Raw genomic sequence first — 23,196 nt, 5'->3', positions numbered from 1 at the left:
ACCTCCCTTCAAACTACAACATGCCATCGGTCGCGAATTTTCGTTATCCAATCCTCACAGCTCATTTGCTCTGAGAAGGGAATCGCCGCTTTTATCCTGGTAAATTTGCGTCGTACGTAGTATCCCTGCCCGGGAGGCAGGACTTTTAGGCCACCAGCAGCAGCATTTGCTTCCGAATAAGGGATACGAAAGAACGATAAATCATTCGAATCCAGTGTACCAAAAAGCATACCGCTTTGACTTGCCTTGACATCATTAAACCAGTCCACACCAAAGGTAGGGAAATCAGATGGCACACCCGACAGCACGACATGCACATTGCGATCACGTCCCAACCGTACAATGGCGGAAAGCTGATCCTTTATCATAAAATCGTTCAGTTGCTTGCTTAACATATCCGCATCATCAATGACTAGGAGCAGTTCAGGATCATCCCCATCCTTGCTCCGTTGTTGAACGATATCATGCACCTGTTGTACCAGAGGTCCCATTTCTTCCTCGCTTTCGGCAGCAGCCTTAACATGGGGAAGATGCCGTAATCGGGATAATCCTCCGCCTCCATAGCGTGTATCGATCGTATAGACTTGCATTTGATCCGGTGACGTGTAATAAGCAAGTGATATAATCCAACTCATTAGAAAGGAGGTTTTCCCTCCCTCCATCGGACTACCTACGATAAAATTAGGCCCTTCTTTCAGATTCAGGAGAAAAGGCTCAAGATCGTCACTCTGTAGGCCTACAGGTACTTCATAAGGAAGCGCGCCCGATGGTCCACTCGTCCGATCCCACTGCTGAAGCAGTTCCAGCAATGGAATCCGCTCAGGTAATGGGAGAATGGCCGGTGCGTGTTTGCCCTTCCAACCCTGCACAATGCCAGCGATATTGCGACGTAGTTGTGCTGAACGTTCCGCCTCATCTTCTCCTGGGGAAGGCAGTGCTGTCTGGAACTCCAGCGGTGGAACATGCCCTTTAACCAGGGCCCGACCCGGAATTAATGGTCCTGGTGTTTTGGCTGGTCGTCCTACCGCATAATAGTAGTCACTAGGATCGGCCAATTCGAAAGAAACAGCATTAGGTATGTTACTGCGGAACTTCTCAAACACATCGGTAATCCGGTTCGCTGTAATGATGAAGGTGATACCTAGACTACCGCCTTCACGTAAAAGTGATTCCAGCAGTTCATTTTCATCCGGATACGAATTACGAAAATTAAGATATCCATCAATAACGACGACAATTTGCGGTACATCCTCGACGGCAGAACGCCGAAAAGAACTTATTGTTTTGACGCCAGCCTCAGAAAGTATTTCCTTGCGTACAGTCACCATCTTGAACAGATAGCGGAACAAGCGTTTAATCCGGTCATCCTCCTCGGCCATCATAACAGCACCGATTTGTGGAAGCTCTCCAAAGTCGCGCATGGTTCGCCCCATGTCAATGATATAACCGTTCCAATGATTCGCAGCATAACGCTGGGCTGTGGACATCAGCAATGTATGCAAAAAGGTCGTTTTTCCCATACCTGGCATACCATACACCGCCCAGTGACCATGATCCAGCGACGCATATATCGGCTCCTGTCGTTGGTTCGGTAAATCATCGACCAACCCGATCAGGGCTTTCAGCTCCAAAGATGAGGCTGTACTATCTATTTCGGTACATTGCGGCAAATTAGTTAAGTCCAGCATTTCTGGCAGTGGCGGAAGCCACGGTCCCTGAAGACGTTCGATCCCTGCCTTAGCTGCTTCTTTTGCAATATAATCAATAAATACTTGAAGCTGTTTGGGAGCTTCTTCTCCTTTTAAGCCTGAGCTTGCCCGTTCGCCACCAGTTAATAGTGCTTCACGTTTCCCATTCAGTCTTACTTCATGAACAGGTAAGGCAGAAGAAACGTCTCTGTTGCCTATATACGGCGCACCGCTCCAAGCAAATTGCATTTCTTCAAACACTTCGTCGCTACCCACTTGAAAATACCCTCGTCCCGGCTTCGTTATCCACGCGGCATTCGGTATTTTCAACATATCACGGCTATCACCTTCGCTTTGCACCCGCAAGCAGATACGGAACCTGGAGTTACTCCAAATCTTGTCATCGACAACACCTGCCGGCTTTTGAGTCGCCAAAATCAGATGGACACCTAATGTCCGTCCAATCGCGGCAATACTGATTAGCTCGTCCATAAACTCTGGCTGATCCCGCTTTAATTGTGCAAATTCATCAATAATAATAACCAGATGAGGCAGCGGTTGTTCCTGCCGCTGTCGGAGTAGTCTGTAATATTCATCAATATGCTGTAAATTGCCTGCATCGTTCAATATCTTTTGTCGACGAACCAGTTCTGCTTTAAGGGATATTTTAGCACGTTCAATCAAATTGTTGTCCAAGTTCGTGATTGTACCCACCACATGCGGCAAGTTAACGAACGTATTGGACATGCCTCCACCCTTGTAATCGATCAGCATAAAAGCAAGATCATGCGGATGAAACTCAGCAGCGAGCGAGGCTACAATGGACTGAATAACTTCACTCTTGCCCGAACCGGTCGTACCAGCGATCAAGCCATGGGGACCATGCCCTTGACGCTCTATTTTATCATGCAGGTTAATCATAATCTTTTTACCGCCTGCCCGCACACCCATTGGCACAGGTAAAGTATCAGGATGGCGGTTACGTCGCCACCGGTCTGCCACGTCCAGTTCTTCCACACTTTCTACACTCATCATATCAAAAAGAGGCAGAACAGCGGGAATATCTGAAGCCGAGGAACGCTTCAAGCGAATAGGCGCCATGTACCGCGCCAGTGCATCGGCTTCCTCTTTTGACAAACGATCCGGTTTGAAACTTTGCTGTTCAACCTCTGCCGATTCTGATTTAAGAGCATATACCCCCTGCTCCTTGGAAGCTTCCACAATCAGCTGACACTGCATCGGCAAAGCCTCTTTACGAGAAGCCAGTACAATCGTACATGCATCTATCGCTCTTCCGTCTTCCAGCAACAACGGCAGCAAAGGCTCTTCCTCAATCAGTTGGGTGTCAGATAAAACAACTACATAGCACGGGACTTCCATACCTGTGCCTTGACGTTCATTGCGATTATTTTTTCGGCGGTTCAATCTGGCAAACAGAAAGTCAGCTAATTGATGGGCGCTGCTACTGCGGTCTGACATCATTCTCTGGATTCGGTCATCGTCCCACACATGCGGGAGCCAGCGCATCCAAGTCCATTCACTTTCCTCTCGTTCATCATAGAAGGAGGCAATTTTCACTTCATCTGGCGAGTGACGAACCGTCACTTGTGCCAAGATCACTCTTAACGCAGCAAGGGTGTGCTCTCGCTCGCCAACCAATCCAACCACTTTGGATTGAAACAGAGGTAATGTGATGGAAGCATCGTCCACCAAACGAAATTCTTCCTCCAGTTCATCAGCAGCCCCCAGCAAGGGATCTCGGTCATAACCGTCAGGCCGTGGGATTTGCAATTTAATATGAAACGGAACTTGTCCAGTCCCGATACGTACCTGCAAAAAATCTTCATCCTCCGGGGACCGTTCCCAAAGAGAACTGTTGCGGTTTTTTACGATTTGCGTACATATTTGCGGATCACCGTGAATTTCATATAGTGTGCGAATTTGTTCTTCGCGTTTCATTTCAAGTTCTTCACGATGCTTTTGGAGCTGTTCCCGATACATACGGTCCCGCTCCTCCAACTTACGTTTGTATTCCTTCTTATTATTTAAATAAACGAAAAAAGGAATCGTATAAGATGTAAGCATCATGACCACAGTAACCATCTGGAACATCAAATAGTTACTGTTGCCCATCTTGCCTGTTCTACTCATATATACGTAAAAGCCTATAGTCACCAACGTCATCATTAACGGAATAAGTATAGATATAATAGAAAAAGATGGCTTGCTCGGCTCAGCCGGAGGCCGTAAAATCTCCAGTTTTTCTTCTCGGAGAGCCGGTCTTAATCTCGGGGATCGCTGGTATAATACATTCAAGACAAAAGTCCCCCTTTTCGCTTACTATTTCATTTTACCAAGGTTTCATATTATTTCATGTGTGTATTTACCCATTTTTTTCAGTTTGAAACAAGGAACGCCTTCCGTATACAGGCGCCTCGTCCTGAGTTGTCGAAAAAGCTCGTTGAATGCGCACAGTACAGCCTTCTCGCAAACCTGCTCCTATGAGTAGCTGGTTATCCTCCACTCTGAACCAAAGTCCTTCTGGAAACTTTGCTTCCATAATATATTGCATGCCTTCAGCCGGAGGCTCACCAAAAATGCGCACACCCAGCATCAATTTTAAATGTTCCACCGAGTATTCATCGGCTACCTCAATATCAAACCACTCTGTTTCCTGTCGTCCTGAAAGCACGGTCAGGATCATCTGCCATCCCTCCCGATCCTTAATCTATATAACAATATTCACGCAAAAAGCCAATTTCTACGGAAATATGGCTATCGTAACTGTAGCATCCACCTATTAGACTGTCAATTTGTTACAAAATGCCTACACTTAAAATAAAACAGTGACTTTAGTCATGTTACAAAGTAAGGGTAGAGTCATATGGATTAAAAATATATATTTAAAAAGTTTAATTTGAATACTTACGTCATTTTATCGATTAGTTAGAACTAAATTCGATTGTTACCCAAATTGTTGTGAACACTTTGTAAATTTTTCAGACCTTTATGTTTTTATAAGGTGTTTTTAAGGTAATTTTAAGAAACGGACACTACAATAAAGCCATGAAATAACTCAGGTGAGGTGATTTTTGTGAGAACATTAATTACATTTCAAAACAAACGTATTCCCGTATACTTCAATCAAGAAAATAAGCAACCGGTACAAAAAACCTTAAAACTTCTAAGTAATACTTTGGAGAATAAAATCTCTAGCGGCAAGCGCGCCCTTCAAAAATGTCTTAACTCTTTGATCAGTATAGAGATTGTCGGTTGTGAAGCCATCCTGCATAGCGTTAGTGAAAATGATTCACTAGCATTGTCCCTCTATTAAGAGGGACTTTTTTTGTTTGAAATAACATAAAAAAGAGAGGGGCATTTCAGCACCCTCTCCAGATCAGCGGTTTTAAAACATTACTACATGTGACTTACCGCAGCCTATCATTTGATCAAACTCTATTTTATAGTATTCTGCGATAACCTTTTTTACCGCCTCGTTCTTTATTCTGCGCCTTCTCGATTCGTATTCTAAACAGCTCTAGTAAATTAGCGCGTGTATGTTCTTCCCGGCAGTTGTCCAACTTTTTTAAGATAAAACGGTCAATGGACATATGACTCAGGCTCCTTTACAGCAAGCTACCCTTGCTTATCAAGGGGATAATCAGGCTATCCATTTTTAACCATTCCACCTGTTGTTTAAACACGTACGCTTTTAGTAGATAAAGCAAGCTGGATTACAAACCCTTTAAATAGGGTAAATACATAAAGTTTCGAATTTTTTTAGTTAAACCTGAAAGCTACGGACAAGGAGCGAGCAAAAATCATGAGTAAGTACAAGATGATGAAAATAGGCTGGAAGCTTTTATGTACGTCCTTAATTCTAATCATACTAGCTGCATGCAGCAGGGAAAAAGCCTCGACTCGGAGTATGGCCCAACATGAAGCGGAAGCACGTGCCTACACCGTAACGGGTAATCCAAGCCAAGCCGCATCAACCCTTGATGAACGAGCTGCCAATGATACGATAGTACATCAGCAAGGGAGCAGCTATGTCGAAATATCAGGTGACGTAAATATAGATAAAAATACCGTGAGAGTGACAGGACATTCCAACCTGCCGGCTGGAGCACGGATTAAAGGGAATCTTGCGGTCAAAAACACTCTGTTAACTGGATACACGGACGAGGCAACTATTCAAAAGGACGGAAGTTTTGTACTCCAAGTACACCGACCTGGTATTCAGGGCAGTATGGATCTGACGGTCCTGTTCCGACCAGATGACCAAGACCAAGAAATACGAAATTTGTATGGTAATGGTGGAAACAAATTGGAAGGTCCTTATGTATATCAATACGAAGAAAACGAACATCTTTTGCAAGAAATTCGGATTGGTGCTGAATTTGATCCTGAGCAAGACCGACATGTCTCTTTAATTAAACCTGTCTGGAACAAACCAAAGGACTATGGTAGTCCTCAAGTGTGGATTAAACCTGATGTGAAACAAAAAGGTAATTATTATCATGTATATGCACGCAGCAATTTGCTGGAAGGGTCGGACGTCAAGCTGACCATTGATTTTCCGGGACGATGGCAATTTGGCTACGATGATCAAACCAAAGTCATGCCTGACGGTTCTTTTAGTATGAGAGTCAAAAAGCCGAGCCTGGCCAACCGCTACGCATTGGTTATAACTTTCGAGCCGAATGAAGACATGTGGAGCAACGCCAAACAAGCTTACGGTACACAAGGAGAACATCTTGCAGGATCATTAGTTAAATCCGCAGATGACAAAAAGGGCTCCAGACGGATTGAAGCCCGTGTCCAAGTCCAACCCAAATCGTAACTAGACAGTATCTAACTTTAAGTTACGGTCGGTCGCATGAAATGCACGTATCAGATACAGCCATATGAAAGGATGCCAACGTTTACAGCAGACGAAAGGATCTATCATGTCTAGCTGCTATGACTGTATCGTGACCGGCGTACCTATGCTTACCTTCTCCTGAAGCTCCAGCACATCCTTATTGTGCATTCGAATGCAGCCATGTGACACCAACTTGCCAATGGACCATGGCTCATTGGTACCATGAATGCCATAATGCGGCTTGGACAGCCCCATCCAAAATGCTCCGAAAGGCCCGCCCGGATTGGGCTGTTTGTTAATAATCGTAAATTGCCCATTTGGTGTCTGTGTAGCCACTTTTCCAATACCGACTGGATAACTAAGAACGGTCTGATTTCCATCTTTTAAATATAGACGACGATCCGATAAATCCACCACAATGCTGTAGTTCGGCATATATTCACCCCTTTACACTATATGCCGACTACAACATAGATTTTCTTATCATTCTACAAACGATGTTTCATAACAGCTCAGCTTACCACTCTACATCACGTCGCCAACCGCTTCGCTGATCCCTTCGGCCTGAGGTTGTACTTGAACGGCTATCCTTTCTTCGTCGATCTGCTTCCTTGCGCGCCTGATATTCCAATTCCCGCTGCATCTTGCGATAATTGTTCACTCTGGACTCCGACAATTCTCCTCTTTGGATCGCTTCCTCCACCGCACAGCCAGCTTCTCCCTTATGCTTGCAGTCGGCAAAACGACATTGCTGCGCTATTTCTATAATATCGGCAAAAGTATGAGCTACGCCTGTGGAATCATCCCATAGATTAAGCTCGCGCATACCGGGGGTATCCAACAGGACCGCTTGCTTTGCAATGGGAAAAAGCTGTCGGTGCGTAGTTGTATGCCTGCCCCGGCTGTCTTCCTCCCTCACATCTTGTGTCAGTTGCACATCAGCCCCAGAGAGCCAGTTCACGATTGTGGATTTGCCACTACCGGAAGAGCCGGTCAAAGCAACCGTAGCGCCTGGTTGAAGAAACGCCTCCAGCTGCTCTCTGCCTTCGTTCTGCAAAGCAGAAATCACGATAACAGGTACTCCAGGAGCAACCCCCTCTGCCTCTGCAACCCGCTGTTGGACATCATCGCAAAGATCGCTCTTACTCAACACGACAACCGGGTTTACGCCACTATTCCAAGCCATAATTAAATATCGTTCTAATCTGCGCATATTAAAATCATGATTCAGCGCATTTACAAGGAAAAGGGTATCCACATTGGTCGCGATCAATTGCTCCTTTGTCTCAAAACCCGCAGCCTGTCTAGATATTTGACTTTTGCGTGGCAGGACAGCATGAATTACTGCATCTGATACTTCATCCGATGTAGTGATGACCACCCAATCTCCTACCGCCGGCATTTCTGCTGGGTCAACCATAGTATGTCGCAGCTTACCTGAAGCGGCTCCCCAACGTTCCCCATCCATCGTGATAAGCTTCACCTTTTGTCCATAATCAGCAATCAAACGGGCAGGACGTAGCTGTGTGTCTCCTGCGCGTTCCTCATTGCTTTGCTTCCATTGATTCCAAAAACCGTTCCAGTAATCAGACCAACCGTATTCATGTATACTCATTGTTTTCCTCCTGAAATCATGTTTGATTTTTTGATGTAGCGTTACTCAATAGGCGTACATTTTCTCTCCGCAAGCAAACAACGCAAAAAATCCGCAGGGAAACCCCTGCGGAGGGTATACAGCTCAGGCAATGTGATCCGTTCGTTCACTTATGCAAGCAGTCTTACTCGGACTACTCTCAATAGCAACAACTGGATAACAAAACACTTGACCATAAAAAAATCCGCAGGGAATCACTCCCTGCGGATTTCGTTGGTTCTACTGTCCAACCAACTGCTACGCTAAGACTATAGATCTAAACAGTCTTTAGCTGTGCATCGTCCGTGCGGGAGACAAGTCATTCTGCTGCTGAACCCATTCACTCATGTTCGTACGCATATAACATCGCCTCCTCCTAAAATTTCCTTTATCATACAAGTCCATGAATTGTCTGTCAAGGCCAATTCCAAACATTTTAAACTATCTTGAGTTTCGTTTAACGGACCTGATCCCATCGTGTCCACATTTCACGCGGGTTTAATTCGTACATTTCCCGCTCTCTGTACATAAACTGATGCATGATCAGTTCACGCCGAATTGTCGCAAAATCCTCATGGTATTGCTTGATCCACTCGTTTAGTTCACGTTCAGGGTAGATGCGGCCTGGCTCCAGCTTTTCCGCAAGCATCTGAAGTACGATCAATTTCTTCTTATATTGGGCAGGGATTTGACGCAACTTACCGTCCTTGGCAAAAAAATTGCGTAAGACCGTTGCTTCCAGTGTTTCATTCAGTTCCGACATCTGTTCCTCTTCCTCTCCTTTTTCAAAAATAAAACGCACCGTCGCCTCGGCATGCTGCCGAATCAGTTCTGGGTTCAATGTAAAATACACTGTATTTTTATCACGTCGTTCCTTAATCAACCCAACCTCACGGAGTTTGGAAGCATGATGCGTAACTGTAGGCTGCGACAGATTCAGCTTTTTCGCCAAAGCTTGGCCATGCATCTCCCCACGGGATAAAAGAAGTAATATTCGCATACGCGTCGGGTCCGCAAGTGCTTTATGATAATTGACCATTTTATCTAGTTGCACCGTGACTGCACCTCTCTTCACTAATACAGATTTGCTATGCAAACAAATTCATCTTACCTAAATAGAAGTTTATCTAATTATATGTTTGTTAAAATTGTCTGTCAATTCTCCCCTCTCATCATCTCTTTCTGAAAACGGCTGGATATTGTGCACACATTGCGGTAGGATTATTATTTGAAAACTTCTCACATACTGAGCTATTTGCGTCAATTCCTGAGATTTGTTTTTAATCGTCAAACTAATCTAACCCTACAAAACTGACGAAATAAACCAATACACTGGAGGTTCATCCAAATGCACGACGTAATCATTATCGGTGGTGGTCCTTGCGGACTATCCGCTGCAATCGAATGCAGCCGCAGAGGTTTGCGAACGATCATTATTGAAAAAAGCAATATCGTTCACTCCATTTTTCTGTATCCGACAAATATGCAGTTTTTTAGCACCGCCGAACTCTTGGAAATCGGTGATATTCCGTTCAGCACTCCCAACGACAAGCCTTTCCGACATGAAGCACTAGCTTATTATCGTAAAGTAGCCTCACATTATAACCTGGACATTCAGCATTATGAGGAGGCTCAATCCATTCAGCGCCAAGAAGACGGTACATTTACCGTACATACCCTAAGCAAACGGGAAATAACCAAGAGCTATTCAGCACGCTATGTCGTAGTGGCTACGGGATATTTTGATCATCCAAACTATTTGGGCATCCCTGGGGAACAATTAGATAAAGTCACTCACTATTTCAGCGAAGCCCATCCCTATACAGGAACCCGGGTCGCAGTCATCGGCGGCAGTAACTCTGCGGTAGATGCTGCGATGGAATTGGTGCGTGTTGGTGCCACAATTGATATGGTTTACCGCCGAAACGAGTTGTCTCCACATATCAAACCGTGGGTTCGTCCATTGTTTGACAGTATGGTACAAAAAGGGAAAATCACGCTGCATTTAGGCGCACGCATTACCGAAATTCATCCAGACCACGTCATCGTTACTCCGCTGAACGCGGAAGCGTTCCAACTCGAAAACGATTTTGTACTGGCACTGACCGGTTTCCACCCGGAACGAAAATTATTGGAATCAGTCGGTGTCCACATGGCTGAAGATCTGGACAAACCTGAATTTAATCCTGCCACGATGGAGACTAATATCCCAGGCATATATGTCGCCGGGGTCATCGCTTCAGGCAGCAATGCCAATGAAGTGTTTATTGAAACAGGTCGCTGGCACGGACGTCAGATCGCCGAACATATCCAAAGTTAAACGACTGAAGGAGAACAACTGAATGGATTACAGCTCCCTTATCTTACTGGTACTGGCTGGTCTTGGAATTATCAGCGGCAACTCAACCGTGACGATTGCTATGGTTGTACTACTGCTGCTGCGGGTAACCAGCTTTTATACTGCTTTTCCCTGGCTTGAGAAGTATGGCCTGACAATCGGGATTATTATTTTGACGATCGGGGTCATGACCCCGCTAGCCAGCGGTAAAATCAGCATCAATCAGGTGACAGAGTCCTTCCTGCACTGGAAATCCCTGCTTGCGATTGGTATCGGAATTCTGGTAGCCTACCTGGGCGGCCGCGGAGTAACTCTGATGTCCGGACAGCCCATGATTGTGACAGGTTTACTGATCGGGACTGTCATTGGCGTTGCCTTCTTTAAAGGAGTTCCTGTTGGTCCTCTGATTGCAGCCGGACTGCTCTCCTTATTAATCGGCCGCTCCTAAATTTCTGGGCTGCTCTTTAGAAACGCCAACAATGATAGCAATCTGCATATCTGGCTGAATTCAGCCCCGCTTTGTGTTATACTCTTATCGCATAATTTGGTAAATGCAGGAGGCTTGACTGATGTCTCGACAATTTGTAACGGAAGCTGTAATGGTGGCTATCTACGGCCAGCTGCTTACATCTCCCGCCCCTGTGGAATATATAGTGCCTTACACATCACTGCTAGAGCTGTACGAATTTCAGGACAGTACAGAGCCTCTCATGGATAACCCTATGGACGATCAACATGTGAAGCGAAAGGTAAGTGCGTTGATCAGTTATTTTGAAGAGCCGTTGAATCAGAAAAAAATTCGGCGCGCCCTTCAGATGCCTTGGGCGAAAAGCTTGCCTATCCTATTCGACGCCAATACATCACTCATTGTCATTAATGCTGTTGATACGGCGCATTACGGAGAATATTTTGATCCGATTGAAACCGAACTGGTGCTGACAGCTCAGCGTGAGGCATTACCCATTCTGACTGATCAATTGGACTGGATCCACCGCATTATCGAAGCTTCCGTACCTGTACATGTGTACGATATTGATGATTTTGATTTTGCCGTCGATGGTCCGATGTTTAACAACCCTTAGCATACGGCATCATGCCCTAACCACAATAAAGCGGCGGAGTATCATGCGCAGGTTCATCTCCTGTCACACGATACTCCGCCGCTTTTCATGTTCACAAACCAATATACTGGCATGCTATTTTGAACGTGGAGGCATTAAGCTTGTTCATCCTTAACGTAAGTGTAAATAATGTCGTCATGTTCCTCCAAATACTTCACTTCCAGATGATGCCCTTTCAGATACCAATAATCCTGATCCTCCATATAAAACGTAATGCCAGCCGCTTCATGCTGTAATACGGGGTGCTGCGGAGGCTCTACGGCAATTCCCAGAGAAAAGCCTGGATGCAGCCCACCGCCGGAACTATAGCGAACAAAAAAACGGACGGAATCTCCACGATTCAATCCAAGCTCCTTAATATACCACTGTGCCGCAGGCTCAGTTACCTGTATGCTCATGCGTTATGTTCATCTCCTTGTACAATGACATCCTGTTAACTATATCATAGCATCTTTTAGAATAACGACCAACCGTCTCTCCCCATGCGGCTTCTTGGACAAGTCATATACATTTTTTTGAAAAAGGTTTGACAATTCGCAAAAAAGGGTGTTAAGATTCAACCATACGAGATCCATTTTGAAATTTATTACCAATTTGAACGATAACTCATGTAAGAATGAATCCATTTTGAGGAAGAAAGGAGTGTTCCCGGTGCTAAAATTTATGATTGTATTTCACCCACATCTACAAACACAACAACTTCATACCGGAGCATCTCCCCTGTCGCACCCTTCAGAATTGGGCCATTCCTGTTGTATGGTTTAATACGAGTGGCTGCCTGCGTTTAAGCAGTTTTTCAGTGGTGAGTGTGCTGAGAATACCTGCGCGCCATATGATATTGAGATTCAAGGCATATCGTCTGCGGACGGTATGCCTTTTTTGCGCCTGTTGCCGAATTGTACTTGTGGCAGCAAGCAGCTGTTGTTTCTTCAAAATGGTACACAACTCTCGAATGAACTTGACATGAAAGGATGGGATCCCTCTTGTTTTCAGTACTCAAAAATTTAGGCTGGTTTTTTAAAAGAGAACGAAGCCGATACTCGATTGGATTGTTTTTGCTGATTGCCGTTGGCGTGTTGGAGCTTGCTCCACCTCGGCTGCTAGGCAGTGCCATTGACGAGATTGTACGAGGTTCGATTTCCTGGTCCTCACTTTGGCGTTATATTTTGTACATCATAGGCATTCTTTCCATCATCTACTACATTACGTACATATGGATGCACAAGCTGTTCGGTGGTGCTAATCTGGTTGAGCGTTTATTGCGCACACGCTTTATGAATCATCTGCTGCGGATGACCCCTCCATTTTTTGAGCGTAATCGCACAGGCGATCTGATGGCTCGTGCTACGAACGATCTTCGCTCTGTCGCAAGTACAGCAGGCTTCGGTATGTTGACCTTAACGGACTCCACGGTCTACCTGACCGTTGTATTGGTTGCCATGGGCACCCTGATTAGCTGGAAGCTAACATTGGCGGCCATTCTTCCCCTTCCCTTTATTGCACTGGCCATGAGTATTTACGGTAAAGCCGTACATGAACGTTACACACTGGCACAAGATGCATTTGGCGATATGAATGATCAGGTGTTGGAGTCGGTAGCTGGTATCCGTGTCATTCGGGCTTATGTGCAAGAACGAATGGACGAAAAACGTTTTGCCGATATTACTGAGGATGTGTTTCGTAAAAATTTGGCAGTGGCCCGGATGGATGCTCTCTTTGAACCGACGATCCGTTTATGTGTAGGACTTAGCTACGTGATCGGACTCGGGTATGGTATTTATCTGGTATTTCATAACGATATCACGCTAGGCGAACTGGTATCCTTTAACATGTATCTAGGAATGATGATTTGGCCGATGTTTGCCATTGGCGAGTTGATTAACATTATGCAGCGCGGTAGCGCTTCCCTGGATCGGGTCAATGAGACTCTTGATGTCCCGCCGGATGTTCAGGATGTAGCTCAACCTGTTCGAGTAGATCATCCCGAATCCATCACCATGAAAGACGTGACTTTCCGATATCCTACCTCCACAGTTGACAATCTGTCGCATGTGAACTTAGAGCTCAAACGCGGAGAAACACTAGGTGTGGTTGGTCGAACAGGCAGTGGGAAATCTACTTTACTCAAACAGCTATTGCATGAATATCCGACTGGCAGTGGTGATATTTTAATCTCCGGCACGCGGCTGGAGGACATTGCAGTGGAACAATTACACAGCTGGATTGGCTACGTGCCGCAAGAACAAATTTTGTTCTCCAAATCGGTGCGTGAGAACATTCAGTTCGGGAAGCCTGGAGCAGATGATGGCGACATCATGGAAGCGATCCGTACGGCTGCCTTTGACCAGGATTTAGGAACCCTGTCCGATGGGCTGGATACACTGGTCGGGGAAAAAGGCATCGCTCTGTCCGGCGGTCAGAAGCAGCGTGTATCGCTTGCGCGCGCCTTTATCGGTGATCCGGATATTCTAGTGCTCGACGATGCACTGTCAGCAGTAGATGCCCGGACGGAAGCACGTATTATTGACAATATCCGGCGTAAGCGCTCGGGTAAAACAACCTTGATCTCCACCCACCGTCTATCGGCTGTAGAGCATGCCGACCGGATCGTCGTACTGGAGCAAGGGCGCATTATTGAGGAAGGAACCCACAATGAGCTGCTTCAGGCTGACGGATGGTATCGACGACAATATGAACGGCAGCAAGTGGAATCTGATCTGACCTCAGGGGAGGTATCCTAATGAAACCTAATATCGGCAAAAGGCTGTTCCAGTACGCACTGACGAGCAAAGCGGGTTTTATTGCCGCTCTCATCGCCTTGGCTATTGGAGTAGCTGCCGAGCTGGCCGGTCCCTTCATCGCCAAAACGATGATTGACGACCATATGCTCGCTATTGAAAAACCATTTTATGAGACGACTAGTGTGGACGGGACTGTAAGTTATGCTGGAACTCATTTTAAACGTGAAGACCGCTTTGAAGCCGGGGAGACCAAAGGACGCGAAGCGAGGATTTTACAAGTTGGCAAATCTTTTGTATTTGTCGATGGCTCTGTCCAAGTAGCGGATGGTAACCGATCCTTTACGAACGGTACGCTGACCGTGACACGCGGCTCCGACACCTTTCATTACAAAGCCAAGGCTCTGACCGCTGATGAGCTGTATAGCTTTTACAAACCGGAAATGCCTGGCATCTTTCAGCTGATTGGGTGGTATTGCTTCTTTTTAGTTGTTTCGATTTTTGCCGAGTTCGGCAAAACATACTGGCTGCAATCCTCGGCGAACAAGGTCATTCAAAAGCTTCGGCTTGATCTCTACGCACACATTCAGCGCCTGCCAGTATACTTTTTTGATAACTTACCTGCGGGCAAAGTTGTATCCCGTGTTACGAATGACACCGAGGCAGTCAAAGATTTGTTTGTGGCTGTACTCTCCAACTTCACCTCAGGGATTGTAACGATGACAGGGGTATATGTCGCACTCTTTTTACTGGACTTCAGACTCGGCCTTATCTCTCTATTTATTGTACCGTTGCTGATCTTATGGATTATATTGTACCGCAAGGTCGCAACCCGCTATAATACGATCATTCGGTCCAGACTCAGTGAGATTAATGCGATTATTAATGAATCCATTCAGGGGATGTCCATTATTCGTGTGTTCCGGCATCAGAAACAAACACAGCAAGAGTTTGAAGAACTAAATGATGACTATATGAAGCATCAAAATAAAATGCTGAATTTGAATGCTTTTACATCGCACAATTTGGTCAACGTGTTAAGAAACCTCGCCTTCGCTGTTGTGTTGTGGTATTTTGGCTCTGCGGCGCTTGGCACTACAGGTAGTGCAATATCATTAGGCGTATTGTATGCCTTCGTCGATGTATTGGGCCGATTATTCCAACCTATGACAGGTATGGTCAACCAGCTCGCCGTACTGGATACTTCCATCGTATCCTCAGGACGCGTATTTGAATTGATGGACGAAACGGGAGAGCCCGTGACAGACGGTACGATGCCGCGTTACAAAGGTCAGGTAGAATTTAACGACGTTTCATTTGCCTACAAAAAGGATGATGTGCTTAAGCATATTTCCTTTACAGCGCAGCCCGGCCAAACGGTTGCCCTTGTCGGGCATACTGGATCAGGTAAGAGCTCGATTATCAACCTGCTATTCCGGTTTTATGATCCGCAAAAAGGAACGATCACCATTGACGGAACGCCTGTCAAAAATATTCCTAAGCAATGGCTTCGCCATCATATGGGTATTGTTCTTCAAGATCCATATTTGTTCACAGGTACGGTAGCCTCTAATGTCAGTCTCGGAGACAGTAGAATCACGAGAGAACAGGTGAATAAAGCGCTGCATGATGTTGGAGCCGACAAACTGTTAGCCCATCTGCCCCAAGGATTTGATGAGCCTGTTATTGAAAAAGGCAGCACCTTATCTGCCGGGCAACGCCAGCTTATTTCGTTCGCTCGCGCGTTAGCCTTTGATCCTGCCATTTTGATTCTGGATGAAGCCACCGCCAACATTGATACCGAAACGGAAGCGCTCATCCAATCTGCTCTTGAGGTGCTCAAGAAGGGACGTACGACCTTTATCATTGCCCACCGTCTGTCCACCATTCGTAGTGCGGACCAAATCTTAGTGCTGCATCGCGGTGAAATTGTTGAACGGGGTAGCCATGACGAGCTTATGGCCCAAGGTGGCCGTTACTTCCAAATGTACCAGCTCCAGTCAGGAACGGTTGCAGCAGAAGCTGCGTCTTCCTCAGCTGCACCTTCTAAGCAAAATGACTTGCTTACAGGCAAAGTCGCATTTAAAGCTTAAATGATACTAGAGCTTGAGCTTGGGCCTACAATTAACATTTAGCATGAAAAAGCCAGCGGTCTCCATTCATATTGGGGACTCACTGGCTTTATTTTTTATATGACATATGGCTTGTCGCTTTATTTTGTTACAGACGTGCCTGTTCCAGTGGGCGGAAGCACTGTTCCATCGACTGCTTTGAGCGTAACCTTATACTTACTGTCTACCAATGTACTGGTGTGGGTATCCGTAATAACTTGAATATTCATTTCCCCCGGTTTTGGACTCGTCAGCTTATAGTAAATGATAGCATTCGTATCATCTACGTAGTCAATATGATCCACTTCAATGCCGTAACCTGGATTAGGTGCCTGCAGGCGGGTAATGGTCACTTTATTCTGCTGGTCATTCGCCTTCTCTATGCTCATACTAATATTAGTTTGTTGATCCGGATTTACAGACTCAGCTGGATTTTCAGGAATGGCTTGCACCGGTTTATGACTTTGTACAAACTCGGATGCATGATAGACCATTTCTGCTGCCTCGATCCGGGTTACTTTACGATCCGGGTTAAAGTTGCTCTTTTCGTCCAATTTTGCAATTTTGGTCAACAGGAGAAATTGAACTGCTTCGTTTGACTCTTGGTCTAATTTTTTGCCATCTGCTACATTAATCAACATGCGGACCGTTGGATATTCACCCGTTGCACTCACAGCTTTGTACAAAATATTCGCAAATTGTACCCTTGTCATACGAGTGCTCGGATCAATATCCGGTGACAGAGGGATTTGGTGCTGGACTGCAATCCGGTAAGAATCGGCATACCATGCAGAAGCCGGAATGTTTGCAAAGGAACCTGTGGTGAAATCAGGCATAACCTGAAGATCCATCGCACGAACAACCATGTGTACCCCTTGTGCATACGTGAGTGTTTGATCTGGTGCAAACTTATCCTTGGTTATCCCTTGAATGATTCCTTTATCCTGAAGTGAACTTACAATCTTCTCCTGCTCAGCTCCCTTTATATCACGAAAAGCAGAAGCCGACGTAGCCACAGCCAAGGAGCAGACGACAAGCAGCGCAGCTGCCACGCTTTTATTTTTGATCATGAGATACACCTCCATGTTTACTATGCTTCTATACTTACGGACGCAATAAAATCACCAAATGTTTCAAATATGCACAAATTGCTTGCAAAACAACGGAATACCCTGCGATTAGTGTAACCCGTTCAGCTTCTTTCTGCTTACATCCGGTTAGGGGCTTTTAGCCCAAGAAGTCTCAGTGTACCTGCCAGCATATCCGCAGTCTGTTCCGCTAACTGAAGGCGCCATTGTCCGCCATCGACAATTCTTTCCTTAGCGTAAAAACGGTTAAACGCCTGTGCTGTATCTATTGCAAATCTTGCAATAACCGAAGGTTCCAGTTGCTGAACAGTACGTATCAGTTGTCCGTGATAGCGATCCAACTGTTTAAGCAATGCCCAGCCTGCGTCACCCAGCATTTCATCCGAAACGATATGTAAATCAGGAGAATGACCGTCTTGGGCAAGGGTGTTATGACTAGAGTTAGAATCGACATCCGCGCGAGCACGAGCTTTCTCCAGAAGGCTGCGTATGCGCGCATGGGTATACTGCACATAAGGTCCAGTCTCACCTTCAAAGGTCAGTGCCTCTTCCAACGAAAAATCCACTTCATTCAGACGGTTATTTTTTAAATCACCAAAAATAATCGCTCCGATACCAACGTCTTCAGCAGTTGCCTCTTGTTCCAGCAAATTGGGATTCTTCTCTGCAATGATGGCTTGAGCACGCGCTACAGCTTCATCCAGCACTTCCTCCAGTTTTACCACCTTGCCGCGTCTTGTGGACATTTTTTTACCCGCAAATCGCATTAAACCAAACGGTACATGTTCACATTGCTCGGCCCATGTCTCTCCCGCCTGCTTCAGCACCGCAAATACCTGTTGGAAATGTAACTTTTGTTCCCCGCCAACGACATACAACAGCCGATCAGCCTTCATCACTTCATGACGATAAATCGCTGTCGCCAGATCCCGGGTGGGATAGATGGTAGTCCCGTCCTTTTTCAAAATAAGACACGGCGGCAGCTGTTCGTCATCCAGACGAACTACAAGCGCCCCATCGCTTTCCTCCAGCAAGCCTTTGGCCCTTAATCGGGCAACCACTGCCTGCATCTTATCATTGTAAAAACTTTCCCCCAACACATGGTCAAACGAAATGTTCAGACGTTGGTACATACGGTCAAACTCACCTAGACTGACTTCAACAAAAAACTCCCAGAGCTGTTGAGCCTCAGTATCCCCATGCTCCAAGCGTCGGAACCACTCGCGGCCTTCATCCTCCAATGACGGGTCATGCTCGGCCTCCTGATGAAAACGCACATATAGCTTCAACGATTCCCCAATCGGATCATGTTGCAGCTGCTCCTCATTTCCCCATCTCTTATAGGCTGCGATTTGCTTGCCAAATTGTGTTCCCCAATCCCCCAGATGATTGACACTAATCGGCACATATCCGGTTTCACCAAGTATGCGATACAAGGCAGCACCGATCACAGTAGAACGAAGGTGACCGATACCAAAGGGTTTGGCAATATTGGGCGAGGACATATCAATCACGACTCGTTGTCCATTTCCGATATTGGGTTTGAGAAATTCAGGCTTGCTCAATTCAGCAAGCATCGTCGGAATATGAACAGATCGATCCAATATAATATTTACATAGGCACCCGAAGCTGAAGCGGTTAGACCTGCTTCATGGTTTACAAGCTCTGCTAATTCCATTGCAATTTGCTGTGGAGACTTTCGAAACTTTTTAGCCAGCACGAAACAGGGAAACGCCATATCTCCCCATTCAGGCTGCGGAGGCACCTCAAATAAAGATAAAACTTCTTTCTCCTCCAAGTCCGTATGAGCCAATATAGCTTGGGCAGCAATCATCAACAACATGTTCCTCTCTCCTTCTTTTTATAGGATCTAACAAAAAAACAAAAAAAGTCCTCGCCTCTTGATATAATCAAGAGACGAGAACTTCGATATCCCCGCGGTACCACTCTTCGTAAATCGGTGGTGTAGTTAAAATTAGCTTACACCAATCGCGATTTCACTCCAATGACGAATAACGGTGTCTGCCGGGCTGATCTACTAGAATTTTTTTATCGTTGGACCAACCATCTCCCGGGTGCGCTTCACATCGGATCTCATACCGGCTTCCACCTCTTCCGGCTCGCTGTAATGACACGGTTCCGTTGCTACTCTCCCGTTCCCTGACGTTAATTCCCACCATTATACAAACCTATTTAGCAGAAAGCAACCTTTTATTTCCTCTTCAGGTACTGGTTCTGTATATGTAATTACACTGCCACCAATTGGCGACAAGCCTCAACACAATGACGGCAGGCTTCTGCACAATGTTTGCAATGATTATGGGAATGCTTACTGCATTCAGCAGCACATACCTCACAGGCTTTAGCGCATAGCTCACAGATCTGCTCAGCAAAATCCGTTCCGCGCTGCAACATTTGAGCAGCAAACCCACATATCTCTGCGCATTCTCTGCTCACTCGAATGCATTCACGCAGCATAGCTAAATCATATTCCTTCAAACTTGCTACATAACATACATTGCAAGCGTTCATACATTCCAGGCAAGCATCCACGCATTTTTGGTATGAATGATTCATATTAGATTACCTCCCAGTTGTTGATCCTGCTGTACTATTACCCGCTACACCTTGAAATTAATCATTCGATGTTCGCGCTTTCAACAAAATAAACCCAAAAAATCCCGACTTATGTAAGGAAGTGTACTATATTCCAAGGTGCTTGCGCAAGGATATTAATCACATAACTCTTTGCTTCCGTTTCTGACTTGCATACAGTCAATCATTCCTCTATTGTAAAAAAAGAGCTGCTAACCACTGATCAAGGAGTGAACATTGTAATGAATATAACATCGGTAGAGGAGCACCGGCGGGAATCTCCGCAGCAGGTTAACTGCATGGTCGTGACCGTCTCTGATACACGTACCATGGAGACAGATACTGGGGGACGACTGCTCAAGGAACTACTAGAAACGAATGGGTACAAGGTTATTCGATACGTTATCGTCAAGGACGAATATGAAGGTATCCGACAGTTGATAACCGAAGCTGCGGCACATGAGGAGATCGAGGCTGTACTTTTAACAGGTGGTACTGGCATTTCTCCGCGTGATACTACATATGAAGCCGTCTCCTCTCTACTGGATAAGGAACTACCTGGCTTTGGAGAAATTTTCCGCTATTTAAGCTTTGCTGAGGACATTGGATCAGCAGCTATATTAAGCCGGGCTGTAGCGGGCACTGTGGGCCAAACAGCTGTGTTTTCTATGCCTGGCTCCCGCGGAGCCGTTCATTTGGCAATGGAACGTATTATCGTCCCTGAGCTGCGACATGTGATGAGAGAAATTTATAAATAAGCTCTTATTTCACACATGCGCCGACACAAAAAAAGGCACCCCATACGTGGATGAGGTGCCTTTTTTACATTATTCCTTTTCTTCAACTTCGGGCTGCATGTAGCTGTCAATCAGCTTTTGCTTCAGCTCCCATACCTTCTCGCTAAGATTTACACGATAAATTTCAGGGTTCAGTTTCCGCAAATATTCTGGCCAAAACAGTTTCAGCTGTGAAGCATGATAGGCACGAATTTCATCTAGCTCAGGAAGCTCGTATACCTTCTGTCCATTTATAAAAATAGGTTCAAGCATCGGTACAGCTTCGTAGTTTTCAACATACTTCTTCATATATGGATGTAAAGGGTTAAACAGCTTCAGGCGCTTACCATTACGCGGACGTTCTTCATCCGGGAAAGAAATATAATCAGCCACAGCTCTCCCTTTCTTTTTATCCACAATGCGGTATACATCCTTTTTGCCTGGTGTAGATACTTTTTCCGGGTTACCGGAGATCTTAATCGTCGGCAGCATTTCACCGTTTACTTCCCGCTCTACCAGCTTGTACACTCCACCCAGTGAAGGTTGATCTGAAGCTGTAATCAGCTGTGTCCCTACACCCCATACATCAATACGTGCCCCTTGGGCTTTAAGATTGAAGATCGTATTTTCATCCAGATCGTTGGAAGCTACAATTTGTACGTAATCCAAACCTTCAGCATCCAGCATTTCCCGTGCCTGAATAGATAGATAAGCCAAATCACCGCTATCCAAACGGATGGCGTTCATGCGCTTGCCTTGACTCTCCAGCATCTTTGCTGTCCGAATCGCATGGGGAACACCGCTTTCCAGCGTGTCAAAGGTATCTACCAGCAGCGTGACCTGATCTGGCAAAACCTTCGCATACACGTCAAACGCCTCTTGCTCCGTCATAAAGGTCTGCACCCATGAATGGGCATGTGTCCCTTTTGTCGGAATCCCGAAATGTTCGCCTGCCAGCATATTAGAAGTCGCATCGAAACCTGCCACATAAGCTGCACGCGCTCCCCAAATCGCTGCATCTGCCTCCTGTGCGCGCCGTGTGCCAAATTCGAGCAGTGTATCGTCGCTAGCCACCTGCTTGATCCGCGATGCTTTTGTCGCAATAAGGGTCTGGTAGTTCATAAAATTCAACAACGCCGTCTCGACAAGCTGTGTTTCCATAATTGTTCCTTCAACTCGAACCAGAGGCTCATTCGGAAAAACAAGTGCTCCTTCTTTCATCGAATGGATCGTTCCGCCAAACTTAAACTGGCGCAATGCCTCCATGAACATCGGATCGTACTTTTCCTCCTGCTCTGACAGATAGCGAATGTCCTCTTCTGTAAACCGCAAGTTTGAAATGTAATTCACAATGCGTTCCAGACCAGCAAACACGGCATATCCATTGCCAAAAGGGAGCTTACGAAAATACGCCTCGAACACAGCTTTTCGTTGGTGACTTCCGTTCACCCAATGGGCGTACATCATATTAATCTGATATTTATCTGTATGTAATGCGAGGCTCGTTGACTTCATCGTATCATCCTCTCTGACTGTCCCTGGCTTGGTGACGGTGTACCGTTCATCTGCCCAGATTCAGCAATATCCGGCTCTAATTTGTTATCGGACATTGGTGTACAATCGTTCAGTTATTTTACTTCTTCTGGCATAAAATCGTATCTTCAGCCGACTGTACCGTGGCTCCAAGACTTCCCTCAAAATGACCCAAAGCCCAATCATGTCCCGCCTGATTAAAGCTTGCCACAGCGTCCTTGTAGACAGTAATAGCAAAATCTTTGTTATAGGCATCTACAGCCGTATGTAGCACACATATATCTGTACACACACCAATCAGATGAACTTCCAAGATCCCGCGCTCGCGCAGCCTGAGTTCTAGGTCTGTACCAGCAAAAGCACTGTACCGTGTTTTGTCCAACCAGTAGATATGATCACTTTGCTGCTCATATAGGCTATGAAGCTTACCATACAATTGTCGTCCATCGGTTCCACGTATATTATGTGGAGGAAACAGCTTACTCTCCGGGTGGTAAAGGTCGTTCTCCTCATGTAAATCGACAGCCATGACAACAAAGTCCCCTTGATCCACGTAGGCCTGCGTAATTGCTGTGATCCGTTCATCCAGCTCAATCGCAGGTTGCCCCACAGGCAGACTACCGTCCACAAAATCATTCGTGTAATCAATAACAATCAGTGCCTTCATCGTACAGTCAGCTCCTTATCATCAAAGTGAGATTGTACGCTCT

21 protein-coding genes and 1 other annotated feature are annotated in these 23,196 nt (G+C 45.8%); of the genes, 8 read left to right on the top strand and 13 right to left on the bottom strand.

What is annotated here, in order from left to right; all coding sequences use genetic code 11:
• Positions 1–8: 8 nt before the first annotated feature.
• Together essC and FKV70_RS12380 are read right to left on the bottom strand one after the other, a co-directional pair.
• Positions 9–4,004: a type VII secretion protein EssC gene (gene essC, locus FKV70_RS12385; protein ID WP_142613001.1), complete on the bottom strand. Its 3,996-nt coding sequence runs from the start codon at positions 4,002–4,004 to the stop codon at positions 9–11.
• A gap of 67 nt (positions 4,005–4,071) precedes the next feature.
• Positions 4,072–4,392 carry a hypothetical protein gene (locus FKV70_RS12380; RefSeq protein ID WP_142613000.1) on the bottom strand — a complete coding sequence of 107 codons (321 nt, stop codon included), beginning with the start codon at positions 4,390–4,392 and terminating at the stop codon, positions 4,072–4,074.
• A gap of 390 nt (positions 4,393–4,782) precedes the next feature.
• On the opposite strand from FKV70_RS12380, the gene FKV70_RS12375 reads away from it, so the two are divergent.
• Positions 4,783–5,022: a hypothetical protein gene (locus FKV70_RS12375; protein ID WP_013370782.1), complete on the top strand. Its 240-nt coding sequence runs from the start codon at positions 4,783–4,785 to the stop codon at positions 5,020–5,022.
• Between the two features lie 127 nt (positions 5,023–5,149).
• Here the strand turns inward: FKV70_RS12375 and FKV70_RS26130 are convergent, their stop codons facing one another.
• Positions 5,150–5,299 carry a hypothetical protein gene (locus tag FKV70_RS26130; RefSeq protein WP_023988262.1) on the bottom strand — a complete coding sequence of 50 codons (150 nt, stop codon included), beginning with the start codon at positions 5,297–5,299 and terminating at the stop codon, positions 5,150–5,152.
• A gap of 212 nt (positions 5,300–5,511) precedes the next feature.
• On the opposite strand from FKV70_RS26130, the gene FKV70_RS12370 reads away from it, so the two are divergent.
• A complete protein-coding gene (locus FKV70_RS12370; protein WP_244310717.1) occupies positions 5,512–6,531 on the top strand; it encodes a flagellar motor protein MotB in 1,020 nt (339 codons plus the stop codon).
• 117 nt (positions 6,532–6,648) lie between these two features.
• Here the strand turns inward: FKV70_RS12370 and FKV70_RS12365 are convergent, their stop codons facing one another.
• From FKV70_RS12365 to FKV70_RS12355, 3 genes are all read right to left on the bottom strand, one after another.
• Complete coding sequence (locus FKV70_RS12365) at positions 6,649–6,987, bottom strand: L,D-transpeptidase (RefSeq protein WP_063208783.1); 339 nt, start codon at positions 6,985–6,987, stop codon at positions 6,649–6,651.
• A gap of 82 nt (positions 6,988–7,069) precedes the next feature.
• A complete protein-coding gene (rsgA, locus tag FKV70_RS12360) occupies positions 7,070–8,167 on the bottom strand; it encodes a ribosome small subunit-dependent GTPase A (protein WP_142612999.1) in 1,098 nt (365 codons plus the stop codon).
• A 475-nt stretch (positions 8,168–8,642) separates the two neighbouring features.
• Positions 8,643–9,239, bottom strand: coding sequence for a DUF2087 domain-containing protein (locus FKV70_RS12355; RefSeq protein WP_063208787.1), 597 nt, complete (start codon positions 9,237–9,239; stop codon positions 8,643–8,645).
• A 294-nt stretch (positions 9,240–9,533) separates the two neighbouring features.
• Between FKV70_RS12355 and FKV70_RS12350 the strand changes: the two genes are divergently transcribed.
• The 3 genes from FKV70_RS12350 to FKV70_RS12340 all read left to right on the top strand — a co-directional run bounded on the left by FKV70_RS12350 (position 9,534) and on the right by FKV70_RS12340 (position 11,605).
• The gene (locus tag FKV70_RS12350; RefSeq protein WP_063208789.1) at positions 9,534–10,505 is read left to right on the top strand and encodes a YpdA family putative bacillithiol disulfide reductase; all 972 of its coding nucleotides are present in this window, start codon (positions 9,534–9,536) and stop codon (positions 10,503–10,505) included.
• A gap of 22 nt (positions 10,506–10,527) precedes the next feature.
• Complete coding sequence (locus tag FKV70_RS12345) at positions 10,528–10,971, top strand: DUF441 domain-containing protein (protein ID WP_142612998.1); 444 nt, start codon at positions 10,528–10,530, stop codon at positions 10,969–10,971.
• A gap of 121 nt (positions 10,972–11,092) precedes the next feature.
• A complete protein-coding gene (locus tag FKV70_RS12340; protein WP_063208793.1) occupies positions 11,093–11,605 on the top strand; it encodes a hypothetical protein in 513 nt (170 codons plus the stop codon).
• A gap of 134 nt (positions 11,606–11,739) precedes the next feature.
• Here the strand turns inward: FKV70_RS12340 and FKV70_RS12335 are convergent, their stop codons facing one another.
• Both FKV70_RS12335 and FKV70_RS12330 read right to left on the bottom strand, forming a co-directional pair.
• A complete protein-coding gene (locus tag FKV70_RS12335; RefSeq protein WP_063208796.1) occupies positions 11,740–12,042 on the bottom strand; it encodes a HesB/YadR/YfhF family protein in 303 nt (100 codons plus the stop codon).
• Positions 12,043–12,376: 334 nt separating this feature from the next.
• Positions 12,377–12,577 (bottom strand): hypothetical protein, encoded by a 201-nt coding sequence (locus FKV70_RS12330; RefSeq protein WP_244310716.1) that lies wholly within the window; start codon positions 12,575–12,577, stop codon positions 12,377–12,379.
• 50 nt (positions 12,578–12,627) lie between these two features.
• Here FKV70_RS12330 and FKV70_RS12325 point away from each other — a divergent pair, with 50 nt between their 5' ends.
• Positions 12,628–14,385, top strand: a complete 1,758-nt coding sequence (locus tag FKV70_RS12325) for an ABC transporter ATP-binding protein (protein ID WP_142612996.1) — start codon at positions 12,628–12,630, stop codon at positions 14,383–14,385.
• Positions 14,385–16,475, top strand: a complete 2,091-nt coding sequence (locus FKV70_RS12320) for an ABC transporter ATP-binding protein (protein WP_142612995.1) — start codon at positions 14,385–14,387, stop codon at positions 16,473–16,475. The genes FKV70_RS12325 and FKV70_RS12320 overlap by 1 nt, the downstream gene beginning before the upstream one ends.
• 119 nt (positions 16,476–16,594) lie before the next feature.
• Here FKV70_RS12320 and FKV70_RS12315 read toward each other — a convergent pair whose 3' ends face one another.
• The 3 genes from FKV70_RS12315 to FKV70_RS12305 form a co-directional block, all read right to left on the bottom strand.
• Positions 16,595–17,563 carry an S-layer homology domain-containing protein gene (locus FKV70_RS12315; protein WP_142612994.1) on the bottom strand — a complete coding sequence of 323 codons (969 nt, stop codon included), beginning with the start codon at positions 17,561–17,563 and terminating at the stop codon, positions 16,595–16,597.
• 137 nt (positions 17,564–17,700) lie between these two features.
• Positions 17,701–19,425, bottom strand: a complete 1,725-nt coding sequence (gene argS, locus FKV70_RS12310) for an arginine--tRNA ligase (protein WP_142612993.1) — start codon at positions 19,423–19,425, stop codon at positions 17,701–17,703.
• A 67-nt stretch (positions 19,426–19,492) separates the two neighbouring features.
• Positions 19,493–19,752, bottom strand: a binding site (T-box leader).
• A 77-nt stretch (positions 19,753–19,829) separates the two neighbouring features.
• Positions 19,830–20,159, bottom strand: coding sequence for a four-helix bundle copper-binding protein (locus FKV70_RS12305; RefSeq protein WP_063208814.1), 330 nt, complete (start codon positions 20,157–20,159; stop codon positions 19,830–19,832).
• 260 nt (positions 20,160–20,419) lie between these two features.
• Between FKV70_RS12305 and FKV70_RS12300 the strand changes: the two genes are divergently transcribed.
• Positions 20,420–20,935, top strand: coding sequence for a MogA/MoaB family molybdenum cofactor biosynthesis protein (locus FKV70_RS12300; protein ID WP_142612992.1), 516 nt, complete (start codon positions 20,420–20,422; stop codon positions 20,933–20,935).
• Positions 20,936–21,004: 69 nt separating this feature from the next.
• Here the strand turns inward: FKV70_RS12300 and FKV70_RS12295 are convergent, their stop codons facing one another.
• Both FKV70_RS12295 and FKV70_RS12290 read right to left on the bottom strand, forming a co-directional pair.
• The gene (locus FKV70_RS12295) at positions 21,005–22,468 is read right to left on the bottom strand and encodes a nicotinate phosphoribosyltransferase (RefSeq protein WP_142612991.1); all 1,464 of its coding nucleotides are present in this window, start codon (positions 22,466–22,468) and stop codon (positions 21,005–21,007) included.
• Between the two features lie 118 nt (positions 22,469–22,586).
• On the bottom strand, positions 22,587–23,153 hold the full coding sequence (locus tag FKV70_RS12290; RefSeq protein WP_142612990.1) for a cysteine hydrolase family protein: 567 nt from the start codon (positions 23,151–23,153) through the stop codon (positions 22,587–22,589).
• Between the last annotated feature and the right edge of the window lie 43 nt (positions 23,154–23,196).

Origin of the sequence: Paenibacillus ottowii, from assembly GCF_006874425.1 — a bacterium.
Lineage (GTDB): Bacteria > Bacillota > Bacilli > Paenibacillales > Paenibacillaceae > Paenibacillus > Paenibacillus ottowii.
Note: the sequence above shows the minus strand (reverse complement) of the source record. Positions and strands in the feature narration are given on the sequence as shown.

Coding starts and splice junctions, on each gene's coding strand:
- FKV70_RS12380 (WP_142613000.1), bottom strand. CDS start 4,392: ATGATCCTGACCGTGCTTTCAGGACGACAGGAAACAGAGTGGTTTGAT.
- FKV70_RS26130 (WP_023988262.1), bottom strand. CDS start 5,299: ATGTCCATTGACCGTTTTATCTTAAAAAAGTTGGACAACTGCCGGGAA.
- FKV70_RS12370 (WP_244310717.1), top strand. CDS start 5,512: ATGAGTAAGTACAAGATGATGAAAATAGGCTGGAAGCTTTTATGTACG.
- FKV70_RS12365 (WP_063208783.1), bottom strand. CDS start 6,987: ATGCCGAACTACAGCATTGTGGTGGATTTATCGGATCGTCGTCTATAT.
- rsgA (WP_142612999.1), bottom strand. CDS start 8,167: ATGAGTATACATGAATACGGTTGGTCTGATTACTGGAACGGTTTTTGG.
- FKV70_RS12350 (WP_063208789.1), top strand. CDS start 9,534: ATGCACGACGTAATCATTATCGGTGGTGGTCCTTGCGGACTATCCGCT.
- FKV70_RS12345 (WP_142612998.1), top strand. CDS start 10,528: ATGGATTACAGCTCCCTTATCTTACTGGTACTGGCTGGTCTTGGAATT.
- FKV70_RS12340 (WP_063208793.1), top strand. CDS start 11,093: ATGTCTCGACAATTTGTAACGGAAGCTGTAATGGTGGCTATCTACGGC.
- FKV70_RS12335 (WP_063208796.1), bottom strand. CDS start 12,042: ATGAGCATACAGGTAACTGAGCCTGCGGCACAGTGGTATATTAAGGAG.
- FKV70_RS12320 (WP_142612995.1), top strand. CDS start 14,385: ATGAAACCTAATATCGGCAAAAGGCTGTTCCAGTACGCACTGACGAGC.
- FKV70_RS12315 (WP_142612994.1), bottom strand. CDS start 17,563: ATGATCAAAAATAAAAGCGTGGCAGCTGCGCTGCTTGTCGTCTGCTCC.
- argS (WP_142612993.1), bottom strand. CDS start 19,425: ATGTTGTTGATGATTGCTGCCCAAGCTATATTGGCTCATACGGACTTG.
- FKV70_RS12305 (WP_063208814.1), bottom strand. CDS start 20,159: ATGAATCATTCATACCAAAAATGCGTGGATGCTTGCCTGGAATGTATG.
- FKV70_RS12300 (WP_142612992.1), top strand. CDS start 20,420: ATGAATATAACATCGGTAGAGGAGCACCGGCGGGAATCTCCGCAGCAG.
- FKV70_RS12295 (WP_142612991.1), bottom strand. CDS start 22,468: ATGAAGTCAACGAGCCTCGCATTACATACAGATAAATATCAGATTAAT.
- FKV70_RS12290 (WP_142612990.1), bottom strand. CDS start 23,153: ATGAAGGCACTGATTGTTATTGATTACACGAATGATTTTGTGGACGGT.